The organism is Planomonospora sp. ID82291, from assembly GCF_015711645.1.
Classification (GTDB): Bacteria; Actinomycetota; Actinomycetes; order Streptosporangiales; family Streptosporangiaceae; genus Planomonospora.
The window spans coordinates 753,060-778,866 of record NZ_JABTEX010000003.1 but is presented as its reverse complement, the minus strand read 5'-3'; the positions used below and the strand labels follow the sequence as shown (position 1 = coordinate 778,866).

At 73.2% G+C, this 25,807-nt stretch carries 19 protein-coding genes; 11 read left to right on the top strand and 8 right to left on the bottom strand.

Annotation, left to right across the window (positions count from 1 at the left end):
• The first annotated feature begins 216 nt into the window (after positions 1–216).
• The gene (locus tag HS045_RS22680; protein WP_196453431.1) at positions 217–972 is read left to right on the top strand and encodes an ABC transporter ATP-binding protein; all 756 of its coding nucleotides are present in this window, start codon (positions 217–219) and stop codon (positions 970–972) included.
• Positions 957–2,741 carry a hypothetical protein gene (locus HS045_RS22675; protein WP_196453430.1) on the top strand — a complete coding sequence of 595 codons (1,785 nt, stop codon included), beginning with the start codon at positions 957–959 and terminating at the stop codon, positions 2,739–2,741. Before HS045_RS22680 ends, HS045_RS22675 begins: the two co-directional genes overlap by 16 nt.
• Positions 2,742–2,763: 22 nt before the next feature.
• On the opposite strand, the gene HS045_RS34855 is transcribed toward HS045_RS22675, so the two are convergent.
• Together HS045_RS34855 and HS045_RS22665 are read right to left on the bottom strand one after the other, a co-directional pair.
• Entirely contained in the window at positions 2,764–4,077 is a 1,314-nt protein-coding gene (locus tag HS045_RS34855) for a lysozyme (RefSeq protein WP_230884539.1), read from the bottom strand.
• Between the two features lie 178 nt (positions 4,078–4,255).
• The gene (locus HS045_RS22665; RefSeq protein ID WP_230884722.1) at positions 4,256–5,251 is read right to left on the bottom strand and encodes an NAD(P)-dependent alcohol dehydrogenase; all 996 of its coding nucleotides are present in this window, start codon (positions 5,249–5,251) and stop codon (positions 4,256–4,258) included.
• Between the two features lie 64 nt (positions 5,252–5,315).
• On the opposite strand from HS045_RS22665, the gene HS045_RS22660 reads away from it, so the two are divergent.
• Positions 5,316–5,501 (top strand): hypothetical protein, encoded by a 186-nt coding sequence (locus HS045_RS22660; RefSeq protein ID WP_196453429.1) that lies wholly within the window; start codon positions 5,316–5,318, stop codon positions 5,499–5,501.
• A 130-nt stretch (positions 5,502–5,631) separates the two neighbouring features.
• On the opposite strand, the gene HS045_RS22655 is transcribed toward HS045_RS22660, so the two are convergent.
• Positions 5,632–7,791 carry a hypothetical protein gene (locus HS045_RS22655; protein ID WP_196453428.1) on the bottom strand — a complete coding sequence of 720 codons (2,160 nt, stop codon included), beginning with the start codon at positions 7,789–7,791 and terminating at the stop codon, positions 5,632–5,634.
• Positions 7,792–7,915: 124 nt separating this feature from the next.
• The gene (locus tag HS045_RS22650; RefSeq protein ID WP_196453427.1) at positions 7,916–9,070 is read right to left on the bottom strand and encodes an ADP-ribosylglycohydrolase family protein; all 1,155 of its coding nucleotides are present in this window, start codon (positions 9,068–9,070) and stop codon (positions 7,916–7,918) included.
• Positions 9,071–9,469: 399 nt separating this feature from the next.
• Between HS045_RS22650 and HS045_RS22645 the strand changes: the two genes are divergently transcribed.
• Entirely contained in the window at positions 9,470–10,666 is a 1,197-nt protein-coding gene (locus HS045_RS22645) for an OmpA family protein (RefSeq protein WP_196453426.1), read from the top strand.
• Between the two features lie 123 nt (positions 10,667–10,789).
• The gene (locus HS045_RS22640; protein WP_196453425.1) at positions 10,790–11,953 is read left to right on the top strand and encodes a DUF418 domain-containing protein; all 1,164 of its coding nucleotides are present in this window, start codon (positions 10,790–10,792) and stop codon (positions 11,951–11,953) included.
• A gap of 165 nt (positions 11,954–12,118) precedes the next feature.
• Here the strand turns inward: HS045_RS22640 and HS045_RS22635 are convergent, their stop codons facing one another.
• On the bottom strand, positions 12,119–13,903 hold the full coding sequence (locus HS045_RS22635) for a PD-(D/E)XK nuclease family protein (RefSeq protein ID WP_196453424.1): 1,785 nt from the start codon (positions 13,901–13,903) through the stop codon (positions 12,119–12,121).
• 253 nt (positions 13,904–14,156) lie between these two features.
• Between HS045_RS22635 and HS045_RS22630 the strand changes: the two genes are divergently transcribed.
• The 6 genes from HS045_RS22630 (at position 14,157) to HS045_RS22605 (ending at position 19,031) form a co-directional block, all read left to right on the top strand.
• Entirely contained in the window at positions 14,157–14,636 is a 480-nt protein-coding gene (locus HS045_RS22630; RefSeq protein ID WP_196453423.1) for a TIGR00725 family protein, read from the top strand.
• 248 nt (positions 14,637–14,884) lie between these two features.
• Positions 14,885–15,232 (top strand): hypothetical protein, encoded by a 348-nt coding sequence (locus tag HS045_RS22625; RefSeq protein ID WP_196453422.1) that lies wholly within the window; start codon positions 14,885–14,887, stop codon positions 15,230–15,232.
• 194 nt (positions 15,233–15,426) lie between these two features.
• On the top strand, positions 15,427–15,768 hold the full coding sequence (locus tag HS045_RS22620) for a hypothetical protein (RefSeq protein ID WP_196453421.1): 342 nt from the start codon (positions 15,427–15,429) through the stop codon (positions 15,766–15,768).
• Between the two features lie 365 nt (positions 15,769–16,133).
• Entirely contained in the window at positions 16,134–17,018 is an 885-nt protein-coding gene (locus HS045_RS22615; RefSeq protein ID WP_196453420.1) for an NBR1-Ig-like domain-containing protein, read from the top strand.
• A 157-nt stretch (positions 17,019–17,175) separates the two neighbouring features.
• A complete protein-coding gene (locus tag HS045_RS22610) occupies positions 17,176–17,820 on the top strand; it encodes a hypothetical protein (protein WP_230884538.1) in 645 nt (214 codons plus the stop codon).
• A gap of 278 nt (positions 17,821–18,098) precedes the next feature.
• Complete coding sequence (locus HS045_RS22605) at positions 18,099–19,031, top strand: HNH endonuclease (protein ID WP_196453418.1); 933 nt, start codon at positions 18,099–18,101, stop codon at positions 19,029–19,031.
• Between the two features lie 163 nt (positions 19,032–19,194).
• Here HS045_RS22605 and HS045_RS22600 read toward each other — a convergent pair whose 3' ends face one another.
• From HS045_RS22600 to HS045_RS22590, 3 genes are all read right to left on the bottom strand, one after another.
• Entirely contained in the window at positions 19,195–21,951 is a 2,757-nt protein-coding gene (locus HS045_RS22600) for a DEAD/DEAH box helicase (protein ID WP_230884537.1), read from the bottom strand.
• Positions 21,952–22,284: 333 nt separating this feature from the next.
• A complete protein-coding gene (locus tag HS045_RS22595; protein WP_196453416.1) occupies positions 22,285–22,869 on the bottom strand; it encodes a hypothetical protein in 585 nt (194 codons plus the stop codon).
• A gap of 207 nt (positions 22,870–23,076) precedes the next feature.
• Positions 23,077–25,800: an AAA family ATPase gene (locus tag HS045_RS22590; protein ID WP_196453415.1), complete on the bottom strand. Its 2,724-nt coding sequence runs from the start codon at positions 25,798–25,800 to the stop codon at positions 23,077–23,079.
• Between the last annotated feature and the right edge of the window lie 7 nt (positions 25,801–25,807).

The window sequence follows — 25,807 nt, the reverse complement described above, 5'->3', positions numbered from 1 at the left end:
GTCGCGGTGAGCCGGGGACCGGGAATCGGGGACCGGGCTCGCGACGGCGGTCATCGGTCCGCCGCGGAAGCGGGGACCGCCGCACCCGCACCCGCACCCGCCGCCGGCGTGCGGGGCACTGGACAGTGCGTCGTCCTACATGATCGAATTTACCGATCGTCGGATGAACGCCCTTTTCCCGGCGATCTTCCCCCGCCCGTGACACGGAAGACCTCCATGACCCCTGCACTAGAGATCGCCGGCCTCACCAAGACCTTCGGTGAGAAGGTCGCCGCCGACCATGTCGACCTGACCGTTCCGCCGGGCTCCTTCTACGGACTGGTCGGTCAGAACGGTGCCGGCAAGACCACGACGCTGTCCATGGCCACCGGCCTGCTGCGCCCCGACGGGGGCAGCGCCCGGATCTTCGGCGCGGACGTCTGGTCCGACCCCTCCCGCGCCCTGGCGATGGTCGGTGTGCTGCCCGACGGCCTGGCGATGCCGGAACGGCTGACCGGCCGGGAGGTGCTCACCTATCTCGGCCTGCTGCGGGGACTGGCCAAGGACGTCGTCGCCGCCCGCGCGCAGGAGCTGCTGTCGGTGCTGGAACTCGACCAGGCCGAGAAGACCCTCGTGATCGAGTACTCCACGGGCATGCGCAAGAAGATCGGGCTGGCCGCGGCCCTGCTGCACGCCCCGCGGCTGCTCGTGCTCGACGAGCCCTTCGAGGCCGTCGACCCCGTCTCGGCGGCCACGATCAAGACCATCCTGCGGGGGTTCGTCGCGGGGGGCGGGTCCATCGTGCTGTCCAGCCACGTCATGGCCCTGGTCGAGCAGCTCTGCGACCACGTCGCGGTGATCGACCGGGGCAGGGTCGCCGCCGCGGGCCCGCTGGAGCAGGTGCGGGGCGACCGCTCCCTGGAGGACACCTTCGTCGGGCTCGTCGGCTCGTCCGACACCGGGTCGAGGGGGCTGTCGTGGCTGTCGCGCTGACCGTTCCCCGGACCATGGCCGCGATGAAGCTGGCCGTGCTGCGCAACTCGATGAGCGGGCAGAAGGCCGGTTCCATCGTGATGGGCGGGGTGCTCGGGCTCGTCCTGGCGGGCGGCACGCTGTACGCCGCCTTCCAGAGCGGTGACCTGCTCGCCGCGGCCTACGCGGTCTGGATGCTCGGCTGGATCTTCGGCCCGGTCTTCGCCGGGGGCGGCGACGAGACGCTCCGCCCCGAGTACTTCACCTCGCTCGGCCTTGCGCCGCGCCGCCTGGCGGCGGGCCTGCTGGTCTCCGCCTTCGTCGGGGTCGCGCCCGCGATCAGCCTGCTGGCCCTGTCCGGGCTGGTCGTCTTCGGAGTACGGCAGAGCCCGGCGGCCGTGCCGGTCGCGCTGCCCGCGGTGCTCCTGCAACTGGCGGTCTTCGTCCTGCTGTCGAGGGTCGCGGTCGCGGTGATGGGCCTGGCGTTGCGCTCGCGCGCGGGTGCGATCGGCGCCGGCCTGGTCAACGGCGCGATCCTGGCGGCCCTCGGCCAGGGCTGGGTCTTCGCGGTCGCGCTGGGGCAGACGGGCGGGGTCCCGGCCGGGGCGTCCGCGGCGGTGCGCCTGCTGCCCTCCGGCTGGGGGCTGACCGCGGTCGAGGCCGCCGGAACCGGGGAGTGGGGCCGTGCGGGGCTCGCGCTGGGCGCGCTCGCGGTGCTCGTCGCGCTGCTGCTGGCCACCTGGGCCGCGCTGCTCGCCCGGCGCGCCGGCTCGGTCAAGGCGTCCGCCCGGGGGCGGCGACCGATCACCGCCGCCACCGCGACGGGCGCCGTGATGGCCAAGGAACTGCGGACCTGGTCGCGCGACCTGGTCCGGACCCACCAGCTGACCTTCGCCGTCGCCTACGGCGTGTTCTTCGCCGCGGCCCCGCTGGTCCTGGGCTGGAACGCCATGCTGCCCTGGGCCGGACCGATCTTCATCATCATGGCCGCCGCGATGTCGGCCAACCTCTACGGCGTCGACGGCACCGAGCTCTGGCTGACCCTGCTCTCCCCGGGCGCGGCCGACGTGCGGGGCCGGCAGCTGGCCTGGCTGCTGGCCGTCGGGCCGGTGGCCGCGGCGCTGACCCTGGGCCTGACCTCCGTGACCGGCGGTCCCTGGCCCATGGCGCTCGCGCTCACCGCCGCGCTGCTCGGCGGCGCCGCCGGGCTCGTGCCGCTGATCGCGGTCTACGCGCTCGTGCCCGGCATCGACCCGCACCGGCGGGGCAACAACCCGCTGCGCTCCAGCGAGGACGACGGCGCGATGACCGGCCTGGCCTACGCCGTCCTGGTCCTGGTGGCGCTCACCGGGGCCCCGGCGGCGGTGGCGGCGGCGCTGTACGGCTGGGCGGGCGTCGCCGTCGGCGTGCTGACCGGCGGCCTGTGCCTGTGGGGCTTCGGGCTGCTCGCCCAGCGGCGGCTGCACGCCCAGGGACCCGAGCTGCTGCACATGATGCGGACGGGCAAGCGGCCCGCGGCCAAGCCGGGGAGCTGGGCGAGGTTCGACGACCTGCCGAAGCGCGAGCAGATCATCACGGCCGTCTGCTGGTCGCTCGGGGCGATCCCGCTGTTCCCGCAGGGCATCGTGGCGGGCGTCCTCAAGGTCAACGGGACCGAGGACCGGAGCTGGTTCCTCGCGCTCCACCTGCCCGAAGCGCTCCAGTGGCCGGTGATCGCCTTCATGGTCCTGCTCGGCCTCGGCGTCTACGGCCTGGGCCTGTGGATCCCCTACCGCCGCCGCACGCGCTGACGGAGCTCCGCGCCCGCCCCGGTCACCACCGGCCGGTGCGCACGTCGACGTAGTCGCTGCCGCTCCGGGAGGCCAGGCGCAGCGCGTCGCCGCTGTAGGCCGCCTGCCAGTGGCCGTCCCCGGCGGCCCGGAACGTCCGGCGGAAGGTCCCGTCGGCGGCGGTCACGGCGGTGCCCGCCGTCCGCCAGACGGCGGAGCCGCGCGGCCGGAACCTGATCAGGACCCGCTGCCCGGCGACGGCGCGCCGGGTGCCGGCGGACAGGCGCAGGGTGCCGGAGACCGTCAGCCTCCGGCCCTTCCGGACCGGCTCGGGGCCGGCGTTCAGCGAGGAGACGCGGGTGGCGGCCCTGGCCGCCGTGCGCGCGGGCGCCTTCACGGGTGCCTTCACGGGCGCTGTCGCGGGTGCCTTCACGGGCGCCGCCCCGGGCGTCGTCACGGGTTCCTTCACCGGTTCTTTTACCGGGCCCACGGTGCTCCGGCCGGTGGCCAGCTGTTTCAGCTGCTCGTAGGTGCCGTTGAAGACGTTCTGGTCTCCGGGGAAGAGGCCGGAGTCCGCGTGCTGCCAGATGGTGTGGGCCGTCCAGCCCGCGGGCAGGGCCCCGACGGCCGAGGAGTAGCGGGCGAGCCAGAGCGGGTGGTCGCCGAAGGCGGCGCTGCCGCCGGTGCAGGTCTGCCACCAGTAGGTGTTGGTGTAGACGGCGGGCCGCCGGCCGGCCAGGGCGAGGTAGCGGTCGCTGAAGTCGCGGATCCAGGCCGTCATCCGGGCGGGCGACAGGTCGTAGCACATGTCCAGGCCGTTGGAGGACTGGTACGGGTTGAACTCGATGTCGAGCACGCCCGGCAGGGTCCAGCCGTCGGGGGTCCAGTCGCCGCCGTTGCGGAAGAAGTGGTCGGCCTGGGCGGCGCCGCCGGACTTGTGCGGCAGGGCGAAGTGGTAGGCGCCCCTGATCAGGCCGGCCTCCCGGGCCCCCTGGTACTGCTCGGCGTAGCGGGGGTTGCGGTAGGTGGTCGACTCGGTGGCCTTGACGTAGGCGAACCGGGCGCCGTCCCGGTACACCGTGGGCCAGGAGACGCCGGGCTGGTGGGAGCTGACGTCCAGCCCTCGGATGCCCGGCGGCACCGACACGGCGGCCGACGCACCGGTTCGCGCGGTGACGGGCCCGGTGACGGGCCCGGTGGTGGGCCCGGTGACGGGCCCGGTGGTGGGCCCGGTGGTGGGCCCGGAGACCGGTGCGCCACCGGGTACGGCGGCGGCCGCCGGGAGCGCGGCGGCAGAGGAGGAGGCGAGGGCGACGGCCAGGCCACCGCCGAGGAGGAGTCGGGGGAGGCGTTCCATTCGTCCTGTCCCTCACGGGACGCCGTGCCGCCGTCCCCGCTGGACGGACGCCTGCGGCGTCGGTTGCCTCCCTCCGATCGGCGGCCCGCGGGCACGGATGAGGGGCCCGCCGTGTGGTCCGGGTCACTCCGTGCCGTGCCTCACCCGACGGCGGCCTCGCCGGTCGGACGGCCGCGTCTCACATGGTGATGACGACCTTGCCGGCCACGCGGCCGCTCCTCAGGTGCAGGAGCGCCGCGGGGAGCTCGTCCAGCGGATACGTCCGGTCGACGACCGGGGTGATCCTCCCGCTCTCCAGGAGCTCTCCGAGCAGCCGGAGGTCCTCCTGGCGCGCCGCCGACATCAGCCCGCGCAGGTTCTGGCCCACGAAGGGGGAGAGCGCCATCGCCCGGAGCTGGCGGCCCGCGCCCTGCGTCCACCGGCCGCCGCCCCGGCCGCTCCCGCCGGAACCGACGATGACGAGGGTCCCGCGGGGGGTGAGGAGCCGCCGGAGCCGGGTGACCGAGCGGTGCCCCCCGGTGTCGAGCACGAGGTCGTAGCGGCGCGACCCGTCCGCGACCTCCTCGCGGGTGTGGTCGATGACGTCGTCCGCGCCGATGGACCGGACCAGGTCCGTCTTGGCCGTGCTGCACACGCCGGTGACGTGCGCGTCGAACGTCTTGGCCAGCTGCACCGCGAACGTCCCCACGCCGCCGCCCGCCCCGATGACCAGCACCCGCTGTCCGGCCCGGATCCCGCCGGCGTCGCGGAGCCCCTGGAGGGCGGCGACGGCGGAGGTCGGGACCGCTCCCGCCTGCTCGAACGTGACGTTCGCCGGCTTGGGCGTGAACCTGTCCTGCGGAGCGCACGCGTACTCGGCGAGGGCGCCGTCGCAGGTGCCGAACACCTCGTCGCCGGGCCGGAACCGGGTGACGCGCTCGCCGACCGCCTCGACGCGTCCTGCGACGTCCAGGCCGGGGACGGGGACCTTCGGCCTGGTCAGCCCGTAGCCCGCCAGGCGGATGAGGTACGGCAGGCCTGTGACGAGCTGCCAGGTGCCCTGGTCGACGCCTGCCGCGCGGACCCGCACGAGCACGTCGTCGGGGCCTGCCGCAGGCCGGCGGAGGTCGCGGAGCTCCAGCCGGTCGGGCGGGCCGTAGGCGTCCCGGACCATCGCTCTCATCGTCGCCGTCATCGTCGTCACCGTGCCTCCATGTAAAACAAAGCCGACATGATGAACGTAAAGCACGATCGACATGATGTCAAAGATTATTTACTTCACGACGATCGGGCGACGGATATGGAGGGACAGATGCCGACATCTGTCCCTCCATCTGGAGGAGGCCGTCGACGCCCTGCTCGCCGAATGGTCCGCTCCGGAGATCGGCGCCGCCTTCGACGCGGTCTGCTCACTGGTGCTCGCGGGGCTGCGGGCGGTCGGTTGACGGCACGGGTCCGGGGGCGGTGAACCCGCGGGCCGCGGCCGTACGCGGCATCGCGGTGCGGGGCGCCGCGGCGGCGCGGACGGAGGAGGGGCCGGAGGAGGGGACGGGGAACGGGCGGGCCCCGGGCGCCTCAGTTGGTGCGGGTGTTGGGGAGGTGGTCCCCGAGGTAGCCGATCCAGACCTTGCCGGTGGCGCCGCCGGAGTCGTCGTGGAAGTACATCCGCGGCGCCGGGTAGCCGACGGGCCGCAGCTTCACGTGCGCCTCCATCAGGAGCCGGCCCGCCGGGGCGACCTCCTCCGGGACGGCGAAGACCCGGGGCTCGCTGAACTTGGCGCTGCCGGTCACGCTCCTGGACTCGCGCATGGCCAGCATCCCGGTGGGGATGGTGCGGCGGCCGTCCGCGCCGGTGGCGCACCAGTCGTAGAACCCGCCGGAGAACGCGCCCGAGGAGCGCGCCCCCGCGAACTCGTCCAGCGCGCACAATGCGTCCCAGGCCTTGGCCGCCCAGGTACGGCAGAGCGCCGGATGGTCCAGGTCCAGCCGGGCGGCCGGGCCGTCGGTGTCGCCGATGCAGACGTGCCGCAGGGTCGTGCGGGCCCTGACCAGCACGTCCACCAGGCCGGTCGGTTCGAAGACGTCCTCCTCGGCGGCCGTGCCGTAGGCCGGGCGGCCCGCCTCGGCCAGCATCCGCTCCAGCCGGCGCACCCGCCGGGCCAGCCTGCGGGCCTCGGCGGCGGAATCGGCGTACTCCTTCTGGAGCAGCAACCGCTCAGGGTCCGGGCGTCCGGACCCGCCCTCCGTCGGTGTCCCCGCCCGCGCCCCTGTCCGCGCCTCCGTCCGCGTCCCCGCCTGCTGCTCGGCCGGCCGGGGAGGGACGTCCCGCCACCGCTCGGCGACGAGGTCGCGCAGTCCGGCCACGTGCGCGCCCAGAACGCGGATCTCACGGAGCAGCCGGCCCGGCTCGTCGTCGGGGGAGGCGGACGACGCGGCCAGGTTCAGCGCGCTCTCCAGCTCACCGCGCAGCTCCTTGACCACCGTGTCCGCCACCGCCCGGACGAGACCGGCCACGTCGAACACCGCGGTCCCGGCGCCCGGCCCGGCGGCCGGAGACGGGACGGGGGAGACGCCCCGCCCGCCGTCCCCGACGTCCCCGAGACCCGGGACGCCGTCCCCGACGTCCGGGACGCCGGAACCGGAGGCACCCGGACCCGTCCCGGCCCGCCGCGCCTCTCGCGGCCCCGCTTCGCCCGGCGGCGGATCCCCGGGCCGCGGGTCTCCCGGCCGCGGGGCGGATCGTGCGGCGGCGTTCTTCGATGCGGCGGGTGGCGCCGGCTGCCGGGTCAGGGCCATCATCCCGCGCCGCAGCTCCTCGCGGCTGAGGTCGACCGGGGCGGGGACCGGGGCCGCGGCGGCGGCGATCGCACGCAGTTCGGCGGTACCGGACAGGACCCGGCGCACGGCCCCCATCGTCCGCCGGACGTCGTCGGGGAGTTCGGCGCGGGCGGTCCTGCCGAGCGCTCCGTCGACGACCACGCCGAGCGCGGCGGCGCCCTGGGTCCGGAGCCGGGGACCCCCCATGGTCAGGTGTCGCTCGGGGTAGCGCTCCCCGGCGGGGTCGAACGGCGTGACGTAGGTGCGGACGCCGCCGCCGTACACGCCGAGCCGCTCGCCCAGCGCCTCGTTGAACCGGTCCTGGGCGCGCAGGTCCGCCAGCCGCGCGACCAGGGCCGCACCGGTGAGGGCGGCGGCCAGGCGGTCGGCGTGGGCGCGGCCCGCCTCGGACCGCTGGGCGTCCACGGAGACGACCACGGCCGGGACCCGGCGGCGGGGATCGGCCAGCGTCCGGACGAACCGGTCCACCTCGGTCTCGTCGAGCACCACCGCGGCGTCCTCGACGTGCACGGCGCCATCGGTGATCCGGGCGGTGCGCAGGTACGCCGGGAGGAAGCCGGGGGCGGTGACCGCCTCCGGCTCCCGGCCGCCGTGCTGCTCCACGGTGACGACGACCCAGCCCGTCATGCCCGGCACGGACTCGGCGTAGGTCACCTGCGTGCGCAGGGTCCCGCCCGGGACCGGCTCGTCGAGCGTGTAGCGCCCGCAGCCGCCCCGGCGCTCCATGACCAGGCGGGCCCCGCCGGCCTCGTGCTCGGTCCGGGCCTGGGCCGCGCTCGCGGGCGGGAAGCCCTTCGCCTCGGTCCACGCGGAGAAGGTGCGGCGCAGCCGGATCGAGATCGGCGGTTCCCGGTCACGCAGCACCGCCTGGTACAACCGCGTCACCTGAGATGCCATGGGCAGGAACCGCCTTCGAACGGGGGAACGTACGGCCAGCACTCCGCAAATCAGGGGTGAAGCGTATCCGACGGAGATCGACGGCGTTCACACAAGCGTAGGGTCGCTTCACGGTGTGTGTCGATCACCGCTGCCGGGAGGGCCGGTCCGCGGGATAGCGGGCGGCGAGGTCGCGGGCCGGGCCCGCGGAGGCGGCGGCGCCCCGCACGGGAGCCGTGAAGGCGGCGGCGAGGTCGTCGGCGATCCGCAGGACGGTGTCGCGGCCCTCGACGATCGCGGCCCAGTCGGCGGGCAGCGCGGCCTCGCCGTACGCCGCGCCGACGATGTTGCCGCAGACGGCGCCGGTGGAGTCGGCGTCGCCGGAGTGGTTGACCGACAGCAGCAGGGCCCGGCGCGGGTCAGGTTCGGCCAGGGCGCAGTAGACGGCGATGGCCAGCGCCTCCTCGGCGATCCAGGCCCCGCCCAGGGTCTCCACCTTCTCCGGCGCGGGGCCGCCGGCCTCCGCCAGCCGCCGGGCGGCGCGCAGCGCCTCGCGGGTCTCCCGGTGCTCGGGCCCGTGCCCGTCGAGGGCGGCCAGCATCCGGTCGGTCGACTCGACGGCCTCGGGCAGCGGGTCCCCGGCGACGAGCCGGCCGACGAGGTGGGCCAGGGCGCCGGAGGCGACCGCGGCGGTGGGGTGGCCGTGGGTGATGCGCGCGGCGGCGGCGGCCAGGGCGACCGGATCGGCCGCGGCGGCCCGATCACCCGTGGAGGGCTGCTCCTGCGGGCCGCGGACGAGACCGAAGGGGGCCGAGCGCATCACGGTGCCGCAGCCCTTGGAACCGGGGTTGACCGGCCCGTGGGCGAGGGGCGTCTCCGGCGGGGGAGGGGCGATCCCGGAGCGCAGGCCGGACAGGCAGGCGTTGCCGGGGGCGCGCCGGGCGTACAGCCACCGCTCGGTGCGCAGCCATCCGGTGCGGAAGCCGTCGTCCTCGGGGCGCGGGGCGGTGTGGTCCTGGGTGTCGAGCCAGCGCAGGTAGGCGTCGTGCACGGCCGTCAGGGGATCGCCGCCGTGCAGGCGGGCGCGGATCAGCCCCTCGGCGGTGAACAGGGTCATCTGGGTGTCGTCGGTGATCTCGGTCTCGACCATGCCGGTGAGCCCGGCCGGACCGAACCGCGCGCGGATCTCGGCCAGGGACGTGAACTCGACGGGGTTGCCGAGCGCGTCGCCGACGGCCCCGCCGAGCAGGCACCCCCGGACGCGGGAAGGGTACGGGACGGCGGTCGCGGAGTCGTTCATGATCGGGGTCCTCGTCTGGGTTCGGCGGCGGGCATCGAGGCCATCATGTACCGGTGCGCGGCGGAGGTGCACAGGAAGGCGGCCGGCGGGCGGCGGATGCGCCGATCCCCCGAGCCCTCCCAGCGTGCCGAAGCAGGCGCCGGCGGGCGGAAGGGCTCCGATGCCGCCGCCCGCCGCCCGCCGGTCGCCTTCCTGCCGCGGCCTACCGCGGCAGGTGGAGACGCGCTACCGCGGAAGGTGGAGCCGGGTTTCAAACCGGGGGTGATGTTCTGCGGGAGCTCTCTGGGCCTACCGTTCCTTCGGTGACCTCTCATCCGGCGAGGGCACCCACGGGGTCCGTGACCCGATGCCGGTCTCGTCGGCGCACAAGGGAGCCGGCGCACAAGGGAAGGACCGCGCATGAGAGCAGTGATCGCCGTCGTCTCCGCCCTGCTGGTGGCCACGCTGGCGGCCTGCGGCCTGTCGCCGGCCGGAAGCGGAACCGGAACCGGAAGCAGGATCGGAACCGGCGGTGACGGCGACCGGGAGCACCGGTCTCACGCGGTCTCGACCCCCACCCCTCCGGCCGCGGGCTCCTCGTCCGCAGCCGCGGAGCGGGGAACCGCCTCGCCGCAGCCCACCGCCGAGCCGACCGCCTGCCCCCACGGCGAGCTCCTCCCCGCGGTGGAGATCCCGGCCGTGCACGCCGACCCGGTCCACATCCCCGAGGCCGTGATCGGCGGCGAGAGGATACCGGCGGCCACGATCCCCGGAGTGGACATCCCGGCCCAGCGGGTTCCCGCCCAGTGCACCGAGATCAAGCCCGCCCCCGGCGGCTGCCTGGGCGCGGCGAGCATCCCGCCGGTGACGATCCCGGCCGTGGAGATCCCCGCGGTGGAGATCCCGGGCGTGAACGCGGGGGGCATCGAGATCGACCCCGTACGGGCCGAGGCCGTCAGGGCCGAGGCGGTCCGCGCCGAAGGCGTCTCGGCGCCCGAGGTGTGCCAGGCCGAGCCGAAGGGCGGCGGATTCGTCCCGTACGTGATCCGGCCGTACATCATCCGCCCGTACATCATCCGTCACTTCGTCATCCGGCCGTTCCTCATCCGGCCGTACACGTGCAACGACCGCAGGGAGTGCATTCCGGCGGTGGAGGTGCCCGCGGTGGAGGTGCCCGCGGTGGAGGTGAGGGCCGTGGAGATCCGCGCGGCCGAGCTGAAGGCGTACGAGGCCGGTGAGAGCGAGGTCCTGGAAGGCGAGGACACGATCGCCTTCAGCCTCGACGCGGATGTCCTGTTCGACTTCGACAGCGCCGCCGTCAAACCGGCCGCCGCGGCCGAGCTGAGGCGCATCGCCCGGCAGATCGCCCGCAAGGCCGCTCCGGACGCGACCATCCGCATCGACGGCCACACCGACTCCCAGGGAGAGGACGCCTACAACCTCACCCTGTCCCGGGACCGCGCGCAGGCCGTCCTGGACTGGTTGACGACCAGGGGAGGGCTGGACCGCTCGCGGCTGGAGGCCACCGGGTACGGCGAGGGCCGGCCGGTCCGGCCGAACGCCACCGAGGAGGGGCGGGCGAAGAACCGCCGCGTGGTCATCTCCACCGCCACCTGAACCCGGGTGATCGTCCCGTCCGGTCCCTGCCGCCGGGACCGGACGGCCGCCGTCGACTTTGGTCGCACCACCGCCGTCCGAAGTCCGATGTGCGCCGTACACGGGGTTCCTAGCATCGAGGACATGATCGAGACCGCGGCGCCGGCGTCCAGGCGCATTCACGAGATCGACGCCGTGCGGGGCTTCGCGCTGGGCGGCATCCTGATCGCCAACATCGGCTTCCTCGCCGACCCCGGATACGCCTTCGGCGTCGGCACCCTGCCCATCAGCGAAGGCCCCGTCGCCCTCGTCGTCAGCACCCTGGTGCTGACCAAGTTCTACGTGATCTTCTCGTTCCTGTTCGGCTACTCCTTCACCCTGCAGATGCGCTCGTGGGGCGAGAAGGTCACGTCCCGCATGGTCCGCCGCTGCCTGGGCCTGTTCGCCCTGGGGGTGGTGCACGGGTTCCTGCTCTGGATCGGCGACATCCTCACCCTCTACGCCGCACTCGGCCTCCTGCTGCTGACGATGCGCGGCATCGAACCCAGGACCGCCGTCAAGGCCGGCTGCTGGATCATCGGCGTGATGTCGGCGGTCTGGCTCCTGCTCGCCGGGCTCGTCCTGCTCGACCCGAGCGGCGCGGCGGCCCCGCTCCCCGACACGGCCGCCGCCGCGCGGGCCGAGGCGCTGGTCACCGGCGGGCCGCTGGACTTCCTGCGGTTCCAGGTCGAGACCTACCCGATGCTCGCGGCGTTCGTGTGGCTCGGCCAGGGCCCGATGGCGATGGCGCTGTTCCTGTTCGGACTGGCGGCCGGGAAGTCGCGGCTGCTGGAGGAGCGGGAGCGCTGGGCCCACCTGGCGCCCCGGATCCTGTGGCTGGGCTACGGCGTCGGCCTGCCCGCCGCGGTCTTCTTCACCTGGTCGTCCCAGGCGGGCGGCGCCGTGGAACTGGTCGGCCTGGCGGTCAACAACGTGACCTCCCCGCTGCTGTCGGCCGCCTACGTGGTCATCCTGCTGGCCCTGGTGCGGCGGTTCCCGGCGGCCGGCGGCGCGCTGGCCCCGGCCGGCCGGGTCGCGGCCTCCAACTACATCGGCCAGTCGGTGCTGGCCTGCCTGGTCTTCACCGGGTACGGCCTGGCGCTGGCGGGGAAGCTGCCCCCGATCGCGGTGATGGGCGTGGCCGCGGTGATCTACGCGGTCCTGCTGACGCTGAGCGCCTGGTGGCTGCGCCGCCACCGGCAGGGCCCGGTCGAATGGGCGCTGAGACGCCTCACCCTGCTCTCCGCGGCCCCGCAGCGGTCCCGGTGACCGGCCGGCGGGGCGACCCGCAGGGCGGTCCCGGTGCTCGGCCGGCGGGGCGATCCGCAGGGCGGTCCCGGTGCTCGGCCGGCGGGGCGATCCGCAGGGCGATCCTGGTGACCGGAAGGCGGGGCCGCGGAGAGCGATCCCGGTGACCGGAAGGCGCGGGAACCCTCAGAAGGGCGGCGCGTCGTCGTCCTCCGCCCCGGTGAGCACGCCGGTGACCGCCTCGACCCGGCTGGTCGTACAGCCCGGCGACTCCAGGATCTCGCCGGTGACCGGGTCGATCACCAGGCCGTCGACCGTCATGAAGGGTCCCTCGTCCGCCCGGGAGGCGTCGCCGCACCAGCGGGAGACGGGGCAGAACCGGCACCAGGGCCCCGGGTTCGCCCGGAAGGCGGTGTCCCGGTGCCAGGGACCGGCCAGTTCCGCCAGGACGGCCCGTGCGGCGGCGACCACCCCGGGGTCGGCCGCGTCGAGTTCGATCACCGTGCCCGACGCCGGGGTGAGCTGCTCCAGCTCGACGGTCCCGGCGGTGTCCCCGAAGACGCCGCCCGCGATCAGGCAGACCGCCAGGGCGAGCTGCGGGACCAGCTCCAGGGCGTTCTCCGCGGTGATGCCGCGGTCCGTCAGCGAGGTCTTCTGCTCCCGGTAGACCAGACGGCCGTCCACCCGGCGCAGCAGGTCCGGATTCGCGACGACCACGACGTCGGCCGCGGAGTCGTAGGCGGCCACCCTCGGCTCCGGCGCGACGCCGGTGATCTCCCCGGGACCGCGCAGCGGGCACACGTCCACGTGCTGGACCAGGTAGGGCCAGATCTGCCGGTATTCGCCCGGACTCATCACCTGCTCGGCCAGGCCGCGGAAACTCCCGGTGGGGTCGGGCAGGTCGTCGAGCGTGCACGGCCGACTCCCCGGCCTGCCGTGGGCGGTCTCCAGCCACCGGTGCACCAGCAGCCCGCGCCGGACCGCCGAGCCCTCGGCCTCCTCCACGGGCAGGCGCAGGTCGCGCAGGTGCGACTGGGCGGGGCAGACCTGGTACTGCCGGGCCGTGGTGACCGACCAGGTACGGCGGTGCGTCCCGGGGCCGGACAGCCCGAGCAGCCCCGGCGTCCGGGCGAGCGCCTCGCAGGACCCGAACAGCCTGCACTCGGCGCAGCCGGACCCGGGGGCACGGCGGTCGTCGGTCAGCAGCCGCGCGGCCACCGGCCGGACGGAGGCCAGGTACGCCTGCCGTACCTCCTCGGGGGCCGCGTCGACGAGCACCCGCGCGTCGGCGTCGGTGAGGCCCATCTCGACCACCCGGATCCGCTGCGGCCGCACCCCGCCGCCCTCGACCGGGATGGGAACGGCCTGGTAGACGTCGCGGGGGTCGACGACCCGGTCCCCGGCCGCCGCGACGTAGGCCATGGCGAGCGTGGAGTGGTCGCTGCGCCGTCCCGCCGGGCGGCGCATCCGCAGCCGGCGGAACTCGACGACCGAGCCGTCCGGCGAGGCGTACCAGCGGCCCCACGCGGTCAGCGCGCGCATCTCCACCGCCGAGGCGCCCCGCGTGCCGTGCTGCACCACCCGGGGCCGGCCGTCCAGGTGGAGCTCGACGCCCTCGGCGGCCAGCTCGGCGGCCAGGCTCTCCGACGTCTCCACGTAGGTGCGGCAGGCGTGCCGGACCCAGCGGGCCACGCCCCGGTGCACCGGATCACGGCTCTCCTCGACCGCCATCCCGGCCGCGACGTCCGGGTCGTAGCCGTCGTGCTCGACGAAGTCCAGCGCCGAGACGACCAGGCCGAGCGGGAAGGAGGCCCACGGCGGGTAGCGCCGCCGGTCGCGGACCACCGGCCGCATCGCGGGATAGGCCTTGGCGGCGGCGGACGCGGGGCAGTCCCGCTCGCGGCGGTCGAGGGCGCTCGCCGAGAGCCGGACGACGTCCGGGTTGCCGGTGAGCTCGGTGTGGAGGGGCATCGGGTCTCCTGGGGGTCACGGTCCGTAAGATCTATAGCACCTCTCGTGCGTGCGGTGGGGCTTCCGGAGAGAAGGGGCCGCCGACGGGCCCCGACGGCGCACGTCCCGGAAGACGGCCTCCAGGACGCGCCACTCCGCTCGGGCCGGCCGCGTCGCTCACCGCCTGCCCCGTGTCCCTCGGCCGGCACCCGGTGTTCGCCGCCCATCCCATGTCTCGGGGCCGGTGACCGCCGTTCGCTGACAGGATCCCGTTGTGGCGATCCAGGTGGCGGTGTGCGGCCCGCGCGACTGCACGAGCGGGGACGAGTCCAACGCCCGCGAGGTCGGCCGGTTGCTGGCGGAGCGCGGAGCGGTGGTGATCTGCGGTGGTCACACCGGGGTCATGGCCGCCGTGGCGGCCGGGGCCCGCTCGGCGGGCGGGACGGTGGTGGGTGTCCTGCCGGGGGAGGACAGGCGGGATGCCTGCCGGGACCTGTCCATCGTGATCCCGACCGGTGTCGGGGAGGCGCGCAACGGCATCATCGTCAACTCGGGCGACGCCGTGATCGTCATCGGCGGGTCGTGGGGCACGCTCTCGGAACTGGCGCTCGCGATGCGCCGGGGCGGCGTCCCCGTGGTCCAGTTCGGCGGCTGGCGGATCCTGGACGGTGACGGGCGCCCGGTCCCCGGCGTCGAGTACGCCTCGACGCCAGAGGAGGCGCTGGCGCTCACCGGGCTCTGGCCCGGCCGATGACCTCCAGGACGGGGCGTTCTCGGTGACGCTCGGGGGCGGCTCCCCATTTGTCCAAAGTCCAAAGCCGGTTGTCCAGAGTCCAAAGTCGGTCCAGAGCCGCAGCTCTGGACGGAGATCGCTTGGTCGGACCGGGAGCGGCGGGCAAGCTGGCGGAGATCCCGGCGCTCGCGGTTCCCGACCGCGACCGCGCCCTCCCGCGCCGGCCACCGAGCCGGCCGGGCCGTGTCGGAAAAACGAAGGAAGCCACCTTGAACTACAGGAAACTGGCGCCTGCCGTAGCCGCTCTCGCCGTGCTGTGCGTCCCGTCCGTCGCCGCCGCCGGCACCGCGGAGTCCTCCGCCGACGTCCACAGGAAGTCCGCCGCGTGCGCGTCGCCCAGCGGAGAGAAGATCAACGTTTCCTGGGGTGACGGCAACGTGACCACCACCGTGTACTACAACAACCACTGCAACCAGAAGCGGGCCGTCAAGCTGCAGTTCGTCCGGGAGAACGGCACGATCTTCTACAAGTGCTTCACCGTCGGCGCCAAGAGCAAGGGCAGCAAGAAGATCGATAACAGCATGCCCAACAAGGTGACGCTGCCCGGCAGCTGCTAGCTCATCCGGAGTCTGCGTCGAAGTGATCCGTAAGCCGTGAGGACTCATGGCACATCGTCGATCGATCCTCCGCGGTCGCCGGACGCGCCGCTCCGTCCCGGGTGCGACCGCGCGCCGGGCCGGACGGACGGATGCGCCGTACCGGTGCGGTGACCGCATCCAGAAGACCACACTCATCGAACAAGGAGACCTCCATGTCTGCGTATTCCCGTAGGACGAACCTGCGCACCCGCGCCGCCGTCGTCGTGGCCGCCTCCCTCGCCGTCGCCGGTCTCGGCGTCGGCACCGCGGCTCCGGCGTCGGCGGAGGTCCACCGGGGCGTCGCCGGTTGCTTCGCCTGGTCGTGGGGGGACGGCAACACCTCCGTGACGGTGTACTGGCACAACCGGTGCGACAACAAGCGCAAGCTGAAGATCAAGTACAGCCTGGGCTGGACCACCAAGTCGTACACGGCGGTCGTCGGGGCCGACGGGAAGGGGCACAAGAAGTTCCAGACCGCCTCGATCGTCTCCATCACCGACGGAGGCCGCGCCTGACCCCGCGCGGTCGGCCTTGAGGGGTACGGCGCAGCGCACGCCGTACCCCTCCGCCGGAGTGTCCGCGATGGCCAGTGAAGGTCCGTGAAGGTCCGCGTAGGCCCGCGTCGAATCCCCGCGGCGGTGACGCCATGGGCGGCTACGGAGAAGCATCCCGACGAATTCCGGTAATCTCCTCGGTTCGGAAACTGTTGCCGGAAAGGGTCGCGCCGGATCCGCAGGTGCGGATGGAATGCGGTGCCGACCAGAACGGGTGGGGGATGCCGGAGCCATTGGACGTGCGCAGGTCACCGGATTCGCTCCCGGAGAAGCCGGGGCCACGGCGGGGGCGGAGGCCCGCCCGGCCCGATCCGGACTCCAGCCCGGTGGCGCTGCTCGCGCACCGGCTCTGGGAGCTCAAGGAGAGAGCGGGAGATCCGTCTTTCGCGGAGATGTCGTCCAGTCTGGGAGCGGCGGCCTCGAAGTCGTCGCTGGCGGCGGCCGCCCGGGGGCGGACGCTCCCGAGCTGGGAGACGACGTGGGAGTTCGTCCGGGTCCTCGCGATCGGCCGGTTGGGACAGGACGAGCGGGAGACCGAGCGGGAGTGGCGGGCGTACTGGGAGCAGGCCAGGACCGAGAGCCTGCCGGCCTCCTCCGCGATGGAGGGCGGGCCGGTGGGGAACGGGCCGGCAGGGAATGGACCGGTGGGGAATGGACCGGTGGGGAACGGGCCGGTGGGGAACGGGCCGGTGGGGAAGAGGTCCGTTCCGGCCGCACGGTCGTTCCGCATCGGCAAGCCGGCCGTCCTGAGCGTGCTGTCCGCCGTTCTCGCGGGTGGCACCGGCGCGATGGTCATCCTGTTCTCGCCGCTCGACGGCGATGACACGGGGGAAGGAGGCGCGCCGCCCGAGCCGTCGGCATGGACGGCGGTGTTGCGCGACGACTCCCTCTTCGAAGGGGATGTCACGTATCCGGACGGGACCGAGGTGCGCAGGGGGGAGCGCTTCACCAAGGTGTGGCGGATCCGCAACGCCGGAGCCGTTCCCTGGCAGGGGCGGTACCTCACCCGGATCAACACCGCTCCGTGCCGCGCTCCCGAGCGGGTCGAGATCGAGCCGACCGCGCCGGGTGAGGTCGTCGACATCGCGGTGCGCGTCCGCGCCGCCGACCGCCCGGCCCGATGCAAGATCTTCTGGAAGATGACCAGCGCGGACGGGACCCCGCTGTTCGCCGGGAAGAAACCGATCTTCCTGGACGTCAGCGTGAAATGACGCGGGGCCACCGCCGCAGGACGGGCCCGGCGGCTCCGGGCCGGGCTCGTACGGCGCGGCGGCGGCCGGTGAGCTCGAGGAGCAGGCGCGGCTCCCGGCCGCCCGCGGTGAGCCGGTTCACCGGGCAGGCCGGCCTAGACTCCATCCCATGCGCCCCATGCGCGCCTTTCGGTCGTTCGCCGTGCTGCTCCTCCTCTACGGGATCACGGCGGTACCCGCCTTCCTCTTGCCGGGGAAGGTGATCCTGCAGCACGCGACCGCGGAGTCCGTCGAGGTCCACTGGGAACCGCCGGACATCCTCGACGAGCCCTACGACTCGCGGATCGAGCCGTACAACCACGCGCTGGACCTGGCCCAGGGCCGGGCCGAGGCGCATCCGGACGACCTCGCCCCGCCGTACCTGCTGCGCCATCCATGGCGGCTCGTCGCCCCTTACACCAGCGCGCACGGGCGTGAGCTGGCCGTCGCGCCGCTTCGCGGTGTGTCCTGGCCCAACGGCGTGCGCACGCCGTTCACGATCACTCCCGAGGTACGGCGGGCCCGGAACAGCACCGCGGAGCTCATGGCCGTGCTGGAGCTCGACCCGGGACCGCTCGCCGACGACAGGGTCTTCGGCGCCGGGATCGACCCCGAGCGGAACCTGGTCATCCTGGATGTGAACGCCTTCGATCAGGAATTGCGCCGGCGGCTGGCCCGGGAATACGGCTCCGACCTGGTCACCCTCCGCTGGGATCCGTGGGGAGGTCCGGCGGTCCTCCTCCTCGACCGGCAACCGCCGCCTGCTGACAGGACCTCGGCGTGACGGTTCGGATGTCGGTGTGCGGTCCGTGCGACCGCGCGAGCGAGGGCGAGTCCCCGGCATCCAGATCCCGGCATCCAGGTCAGGGAGCTCCGCGACCGCCTGAACAGTGAAGTTCGTCTGCTGATTCGGGAGACGCGTTCCCGGGAGCGCTGACGGGTGCTCCAGGGTCTGCACCGGTCGTTCTCCAGGAGGCCGGCCGGGCAACGGGACCGCTTCATCGGCTGTGAACTTCAGGATCACCTGGCACAGGCGATCTTCAAGGATGCACAATCACTGGTGTGAAGGCATATGTCGGGGTGACCGACGCCGAGTGGTACCGCTTCCTGGCCGCCCGTCCCGAGGTGGGCGAGGTCAACTTCTGGCGCCCGTCGAGCGCACGGGAGTTCAAGGTCCTCAGCCACGGCGAGCCGTTCTTCTTCAAGAGCCACTATCCGCACAACCGCGTGGTGGGCGGCGGCTTCTACAGCGGCTTCGCCCGGCTCCGGGTCTCGGAGGCGTGGGAGTTCTTCGGCGAGGGCAACGGCGCGGCCGGCCTGGCGGAGCTGCGCGGCCGCGTCGGCCGCTACCGCAGCGAGCCGATGGGACCCGGCGACGACCCGGTGATCGGCTGCGTCATCGTCCGCGACGTCTGCTTCTTCCCCGGGGAGGTCGATGCCGGAGCGCCGCCGGACTTCGCCTCCAACATCGTCCAGGGCAAGGGCTACGACCTGGCGGTCCACCCCGAAGCGGCCTACTTCCACGGCCTGCTCGACCGGATGGGCATCGGCGTGGAGGTCGACCTGTCCGAGCCGTGGCACCTCGACGGCCCGGTCTACGGCGATCCGCGGCTGGCGCCCCGGCGGCTCGGCCAGCAGGCGTTCCAGGCCGTCGTCCTGCACGCCTACGAGCGGCGCTGCGCCGTCACCGGGGACAGGATCCGGCCGGTCCTGCAGGCGGCGCACATCCGCCCCGTCGCCGCCGGAGGCCAGCACCGCCTGGACAACGGGCTGCTGCTCCGCTCGGACGTGCACACTCTGTTCGACCGCGGCTACCTGGCGGTGGACCCGAAGTACCGGCTGCGGGTCAGCCCCCGGCTCCGGGAGGAGTTCGGCAACGGCGAGGAGTTCTACCGCAGGGCGGGAACGGAGATCGCCCTCCCGCACCAGCGCCGCGACCGGCCCAGCGCCGAGGTGCTCGAATGGCACCTCGACGAGGTCTTCCTCGCCTCCTGAGGGACGGCGCGGCTCGACCGCCCAGGTCGGAGATCCCTCCGCCATGCCGGAGGGATCTCTCCTCCTCGGTTCCTCCGGCTGACGTGCCGGATGCGGGCGGGAGCGGGCCCGTCCGCTGCTCCGGGCGATGGGGAAGGGCAGCGATCACGAGCAGGTCGGGTGCCTATGCCCCGCAGGCCGGACACTCGTAGCGGAGCTCGGTCCTGCCGCGCCGGTCCTGTTCGTAGCGGACCAGCATGCGACGGCAGCGGCCGCAGCCGTCGCCGAGCTGCCCGCTTCCCGGTGCTCCCGCCCCGGGACGGCGGCGCTGCGCCCGGCGTGCGGCGTCGGCGAAGGCACGGTGCTCGGTTCGGAGCACGACTCCCGGTTCCGGACCGAGCAGCGGTTCCGAAGAAGACCAGACGACGTCGCCGAGGATGGCACCGGATTCGAGAACGGGCAGACAGGGCCGGATGTTGACCCCCTCCCGCCGGGCCTGGAGGGCTTCGACGGGCAGGTAGCCGTCCGGGTCCGGCTCCACCCAGACCGTCACCGCTTCGGCTCCCGAGTCATCACTGCGGCCGGAGGTGAGTTCGGGAAGAAGCGAGGGCAGATTGCGCAGGGAGCCGCGGGGCAACCACATGTCGACGGTCGCGGCTCGTTTGATGTCGTCCCGCAGGCGTTCCAGGAGGTCGTCTTCGATGAGCTCGGTCGGTCCCGCGGAGACCGCCGACTGCCAGGGCATCGGCGTGGCGCCGTCGATGAGGTGTGCGAAGAACGTCCACACGGGGTCGCGGGAGGCGGCGGTCCTGCGGTGCAGGGCGTCCAGCGCGCCGATGACCACGAGGTGGTCGCGTGCCCTGCTGGCCGCGACGTTGAGCAGACGGGCGCCCTCCCCGCCGGCGTGGCCTTCGGTGAACCACCGGTTGAGCGGCAGGACGCCGCGGCCGGTGTCGACGGTGTCGTAGAGGACGATGTCCCGCTCACCGCCCTGGAAGCGGTGGACCGTGGAAGCCGCCCACTCCTCCAGACGATCGTCCGGCAGGAGCGCTTCGAGCAACCGGGCCTGCGGGGCGAAGGGGGTGATCATGCCGAGGTCCGCCGCCGTCGCGCCGGCGCCGCCGGTGAGGGAGGCGGCCAACTGGGCGTGGGCGAGGTTGTAGCGCGACAGGCCGCCCTGCCTGCGCGCGGTACGGCTGCGCATGGACACGGTGTCGATGACGACCAGCTCGGCCTTGGCCCAGGACGCTCGGCTGCGCACGGCTCTGCTCGCCGTGCCGGGCGCCGTGGAGAGCCGGCCGTCGTAGAAGGCGGTGCTGACGACGTCGCCGATGCCGTGGCGCATGCGGTACTGCTCGGTGAGGGCGGCCAGGCGGGGCGGATCCCTGCGCTCCGAGACCGCGGCGGGGATGCCCGCCTTCTCGAACGGGCTGCGGCGCAGCCAGTCCTGCGCCTCGGGGGTGTCGGTGATCACCACGGGCGGCAGCTGCCGGAAGTCGCCCGTGATGACGGTGTGCCCGCTGCCCGCTCCGGCCACGAGCATGGCGAGCGCGGCCGTGGTCATGCTGGCCTCGTCGAGGATCACGACGTCGAAGGTGAGCTCTTTGAGGGTCTCCATCGTGAGCTGGTGGGCGGTGGCGGCCACCACGGTGGCCTCCCGGCAGATCTGCCGCCGGACCTGCTTGAGCTTGCGGTCCAGTTCTCGCATGAGCGCCTGCGATTCGGCGATCCGGTTCTCCAGCCGCAACCGTTCGGTCTCCTCGGCGGGGGTCAGTTCCCGCTTCTTGAGCGCGTCGAGGGCTTTGCGGTCCTGCCGTACCTGGCGCCCCGCATCGACGCGGTGCCGGGCCAGGAGCTCCCCCCGGTCGGCGGCGATCTCGTCCACGAGGACCTGAGGGGCCAGGGAGAGGTCGGCGGGCTGGCCGATCCGCACGAGCGAGCCGTCGGCCAGAGCGGCCCGGCGCTTGAGCGAGGCCTGGATCGCCACGTCCAGTGCCGCGTTGGTCGGCGCCGCTAGCAGCACCCGCTTCCCGCGCGTGCACAGCTCGGCGATCAGGGCGGCGACGGTCGTTGTCTTGCCGGTGCCGGGTGGACCCCACAGCCAGGTCACACCGGGGGTGAGTGCCAGCTGTACCGCCTGGCGTTGCCCCTGGTTGAGCCCTGTGGCGCTGATCGGCTCCGTGAGGCGGACGGGTGCCCCGGCTTCGGGTGGTGTCACGGCCGCCAGGGCGGCCACCGTGTCGAAACCGGGGCCACCGTGGGCGAGTTCGTTGAGCCGCTTGCTCTGTTCGGCCAGTAGCCACGAAAGGTCCGTGCGTAGCGTCGCCTCGGTCACCACCGGAGTGTCAGGCGACACCGACAGCGTGACCACGCTGCCGAACACCGACACGATCTCGGCCTGGAACTGCTGGTTCTTGATGACCAAGGTGGCGGAGGTGCCCTCGGAGGCGCCGACCTCCCCCTGCGCCTCGAACCGCCGCAGGCGGCCGTCCGGCGGCGCCGTGCTCGTGACCGCGATCAAGGGCACATCGGTCTGGACCCGGCGTCTGGAGACGGCCGTCAGTTCGTGGCGGAGCGCTGCCGCCGCCTTTCTGGCCACGTCGGGCCACTCGGGCGCCACGGGGCCGGCGGGAGGTACGGGCTCGTGTGCGGGCAGGCCGAGCGACATGGCCAGCCGGGTCGCCTCCGCAGCGGCCCGCTCCTCGACGGAGTCCCGGGGGAGGGGCAACGCGGCGGAGGGCTGAGCCCATCCTCGCGGCACCCACATGCCGTCCCGGAGGTCGGCGAGGGCGTGGGTGGCGCAGGTCTCCCAGAGCACCCCGGGATCGATCCGTCGTCCAGCCTGATGGGCGGTGGTGAGCAGCTCATCGGCCGATACCGGCCCGTTCGCCAGTGCCTTCTGGATGACGGTGACGAGGCTCGGCCTTCCGGGACTTGCCATGGGGACTCCAGTCAGCGCAGGCGGAGTGGGACGGTACGGCTCGGCGTCCTCCTGACCCTTGGACCCCGATAATGCCGACAATGCACCTATAGCGGTATTTGTCATTTTCAGCCTGCGAATGACTGTATAGACGAACATTGTGATCTGCAAGGGTGAATCGAGCTCACGGAGAAAAATTTGTATTCACTGGATCATCGATACAGAGCAGGTGGAAGCACACCTCAAAGCGAGGAGGGGCGTTGCCGATCGGCCCGGCGCTTCCCTCTCGTCTTGGATTCGACCGTCGGCTCGCTCCTGCCGTAGATGTGGCAAGCGTGTGTCTCGATCGGCTGGTCAGCGCCCTGTCATGTACTTCAGGATGAGCCGCTCGTCGTGGACGACGGTGAATCCGTGCCCGCGCAGCTCGGTCTCGATCTCCTCCCGGTGCCTTTCGGGATAGAGGAAGTCCGGTTCCTCATATTCCCGGGCCGGCATCGCGGACCAACCGCTCGGCCTCTCCCCGTAGCAGGATGCGATCTCGCGGGGGATCCAGGCGTCGGTGGTGAGATCGATGTCGGCCTCGTACGACTGCGCGCTGTCCGAGACAGAGGAGTCGAAGGCCGGATGCCCGTCCATCGAGAACGGCGCGTCGTCCGACGGGCTCACCAGGTCCCACAGCTCCTCGTCGGCCAGGCCGTCCAGGTCGACGTCCGGGTGCTCGGCCACGTACTGGTCGTAGTAGTGGTCGAGGAGCATGTCCCGATCGTCGACCCACTCGCCCCACGCAGTACGTCTCACGTCGCCGTAGGTGCGCGCGTTGACCAGTTGTTCCCGCCGCTCGGCCCCCTTCAGCGCGACGCCGCGCGGCACGACCGCCAGATAGCCGCTCCGGACGATCCCGGTGACGAGCGTCGGGTCCTCCTCCAGCGATCTGAGCATCTCCTTGGCCGTCCGCCGGCCCGGATCGCCATCCGCCTCGGGCCCGCTCTCCGCGGGAGGCTGCCCCATCACGTCGGATTCACGGTCGTCGGAGCAGCCTGAGGGAAGGTTCTCCAACACAGCTCCCAAACGGACATCGGCACCCCCGTGAGCAGGGAAACTTCCATTTCCCGATCGATCTATCCGAGGTTATGCGATCCCGTTCCGTCACTCTCCGGAGCCTGGTCCGGTGGTCGACGACCGGGCCAGGGCGATGTCCGCGTTGGCGCCGTCCCAGCCGGTGGGGGTCTTCCAGATCACCGAGATGTTGAACATCGCGAAGAGAGCATCGGGGGCCCAGGCGTCCTGGGGTGCCTGGGGGAGGACGAGGAACAGGTGGTCGGCCTGCTTGCCGCCCATGGCGTGCTCGATCTCCAGCAACCGCACGGCCGCATTCCGCATCTCCGCGTAGGTCCCGGTGCCCTCAGCCGCGATCTCGTACAGGACGGTCCCGTCGGGTCCCTCGCAGGTGATGTCCGCCAAGGGAGAGTCCGCGGAGGGCTGGAGCCGGGCGCCGAACAACTCGGCGACCAGGCCGTAGAGGAGCTGCTGGTGCGCATGCCCCTGCCTGTCGGCGCGGATCCTGCCGTGCAGCGAGGAAAGGAAGTGGTCCTTGCTGTCGTACCGCTCGGGAGCGGTCGCGGTGCTGACGGCCGTCGTGTTCGCCGCCGGGGAGATCGCGGAGGTCGGGGCGGCCGGAGAGGCGGTCGTGTCGTGCATGGTGGCGGTCTCCTCGGCGGGGGCGGCTTCGGGCTCGGGTCCGCTGAGGACGGCGGGGAGCGGGGCGGAGTGCATGATCGTGAGCGACTGGGTGCAGCGGGTGACGGCGACGTACAGCTGCCGCAGCCCGGCGGGTCCCTGCTGTGCGATCGCGGCCGGCTCCAGCACCAGCACGTGGTCGAACTCCAGCCCCTTGGCCGTGGCCGCGGGGAGGACGGAGATCCGCCGCTCGTGCTCGGCGGCGGGAGCCCGGTCCAGGGCGGCCGAGACGTGCCGTCGCACCTCGGTGAGGAGCCTCTCGTCGTCCGGGACGATCAGCGCGACCGAGCGGGCCTCACCATCCCTCGCCTCGGAGAGCTCCAGCGCGCGGGAGGCCGCCTCGCCCGCGATCTCGTCAGGATCGAACCGCGCGACGGTGAGGGCTCCCTCGGCGGCGGGCCGTACCGGCCGGGGGAAGGCGGTGGAGGGCGAGACCTCCGCGGCCAGCGGGGCGGCGAAGTCCATGACCTCCCGGGGCACCCGGAACCCCACGGTGAGCTCGGCCATGTGCCAGCCGTCGGAGCCTGCGAGGATGCCGGCGAGCCGGCCCCAGACGTCGTACTGGCGGGTTCCGGTCGTCTGGGCGAGGTCGCCGAGAACGGTCATGGAACCCGTGGGGCACCGGCGGGCCAGGGAGCGGGCCTGCATCGGGGTGAGGTCCTGCGCCTCGTCGACGACGATGTGCCGGTAGCGCCGGGACTCGTCCCCCGAGAGCAGGTGGCGCAGCTCCTCCAGGCACACCAGGTCGTCGAGGGTCCACGGCTCGTCGGCGATGCGCCGTGCCTGCGGCCGGAGCACGGCCTGCTGCTCCTCGACCGTGAGGAGGCCGGAGGCCGCCGTACGCAGGGCGTCCTCGTCGTCCAGCAGCTGGCGCAGCGCACGTTCGGCGCTCATCGTCGGCCAGGCGGAGTTGAGCAGCTTGGCCACGCGTGGCTGCTTCTCGAGCTGGGCCCGGAACTTCTCGTCGAGCGCCTGCCTGCGCGTGGCCGACGAGTACTCGTGCATGAGCCGGTCCAGGACGCGGTCGACGAACCGGCGGCGCTGGACCAGGTAGGGCCCGCCCGCACTCTGCGCCTCACGGGCCATTCCCTCGAGCTCCGCGAGCGGGACCCGCAGTGTCGCCCCCCTGAAGGTGAAGGCGAGCTCCTCCTCCGGCCCGTCGGCCAGGGCGTCCGGGCGGATGTGCTCCTCCACGGCGCGGCGCAGGACCTGCGCCATCCGCTCGTCGGACTTGACGAGGTGGGCCCGCGGAGAGTCGGCGCCGCGGACCTCGCCCTCCCACAGCTGCGCGATGTCGACGGTGCTCACGTCCCGGCTGCCGAGGCGGGGCAGGACCTGGCCGACGTACTGGAGGAACTCCCGGTGCGGGCCGACCACCAGCACCTCACCCGAGGCGAACCGCTTGTTGTCGAGCAGCCAGGTGACGCGGTGCAGGCCGACGGCGGTCTTTCCGGTGCCGGGACCGCCCTGGACGACGAGCAGGCCCTGGCGTTCGTCGGCGACGAGCCGGAGCTGATCGCGCCGGATGGTCTCCACGATGTCGCGCATCCGCCCGTCACGGGCGAGGTCGAGGTCGGCGAGGAGGAACGGGTCGACGTCCTCCGGGGCGTCCTCCTCCGCTACAGGGTCCGCGGCCGGCATGACCGGGACGCCGGGGGAGGAAGCGGCCCCCGGAGCAGCGGGGGCCGCCGTCCGCGGCTGGATCTCGTCGTCGCTGTAGTCCAGCACCGTGCGCTCGTCGCACCGCAGGCTCCGCAGCAGCCGGACGTTCCGCGGCCTGCCGGGAGTGGCCAGGCGCCACTCGGTCGCCTGCGGGCTGGTCCACTTCGCCACCACGAGGTCGCCCGAGCCGTCGCGCACCGTGCGGCGGCCGAGGTACCAGGTCAACCGGTCGTCGGGGTCGTCGGTCAGATCGACCCGCATGGTGACGAGTGCGAGACCGCCCAGGTCCTCACGTCTTCCGAACTCCGACGGCAGGTCGGGGTGGGAGGAGAGCCCGGCGTCGGGGCAGTCGGAACGGAATCCGGCGCGCATCCGGTTGATCGTCTGCTGGTCCAGGCCGACGCAGTCGTAGGCGTGATCCACGGCGCGTTGCTCCTCCGCGATCACGACGGTTCGGTCGAGGGTGCCCATGCGTCCT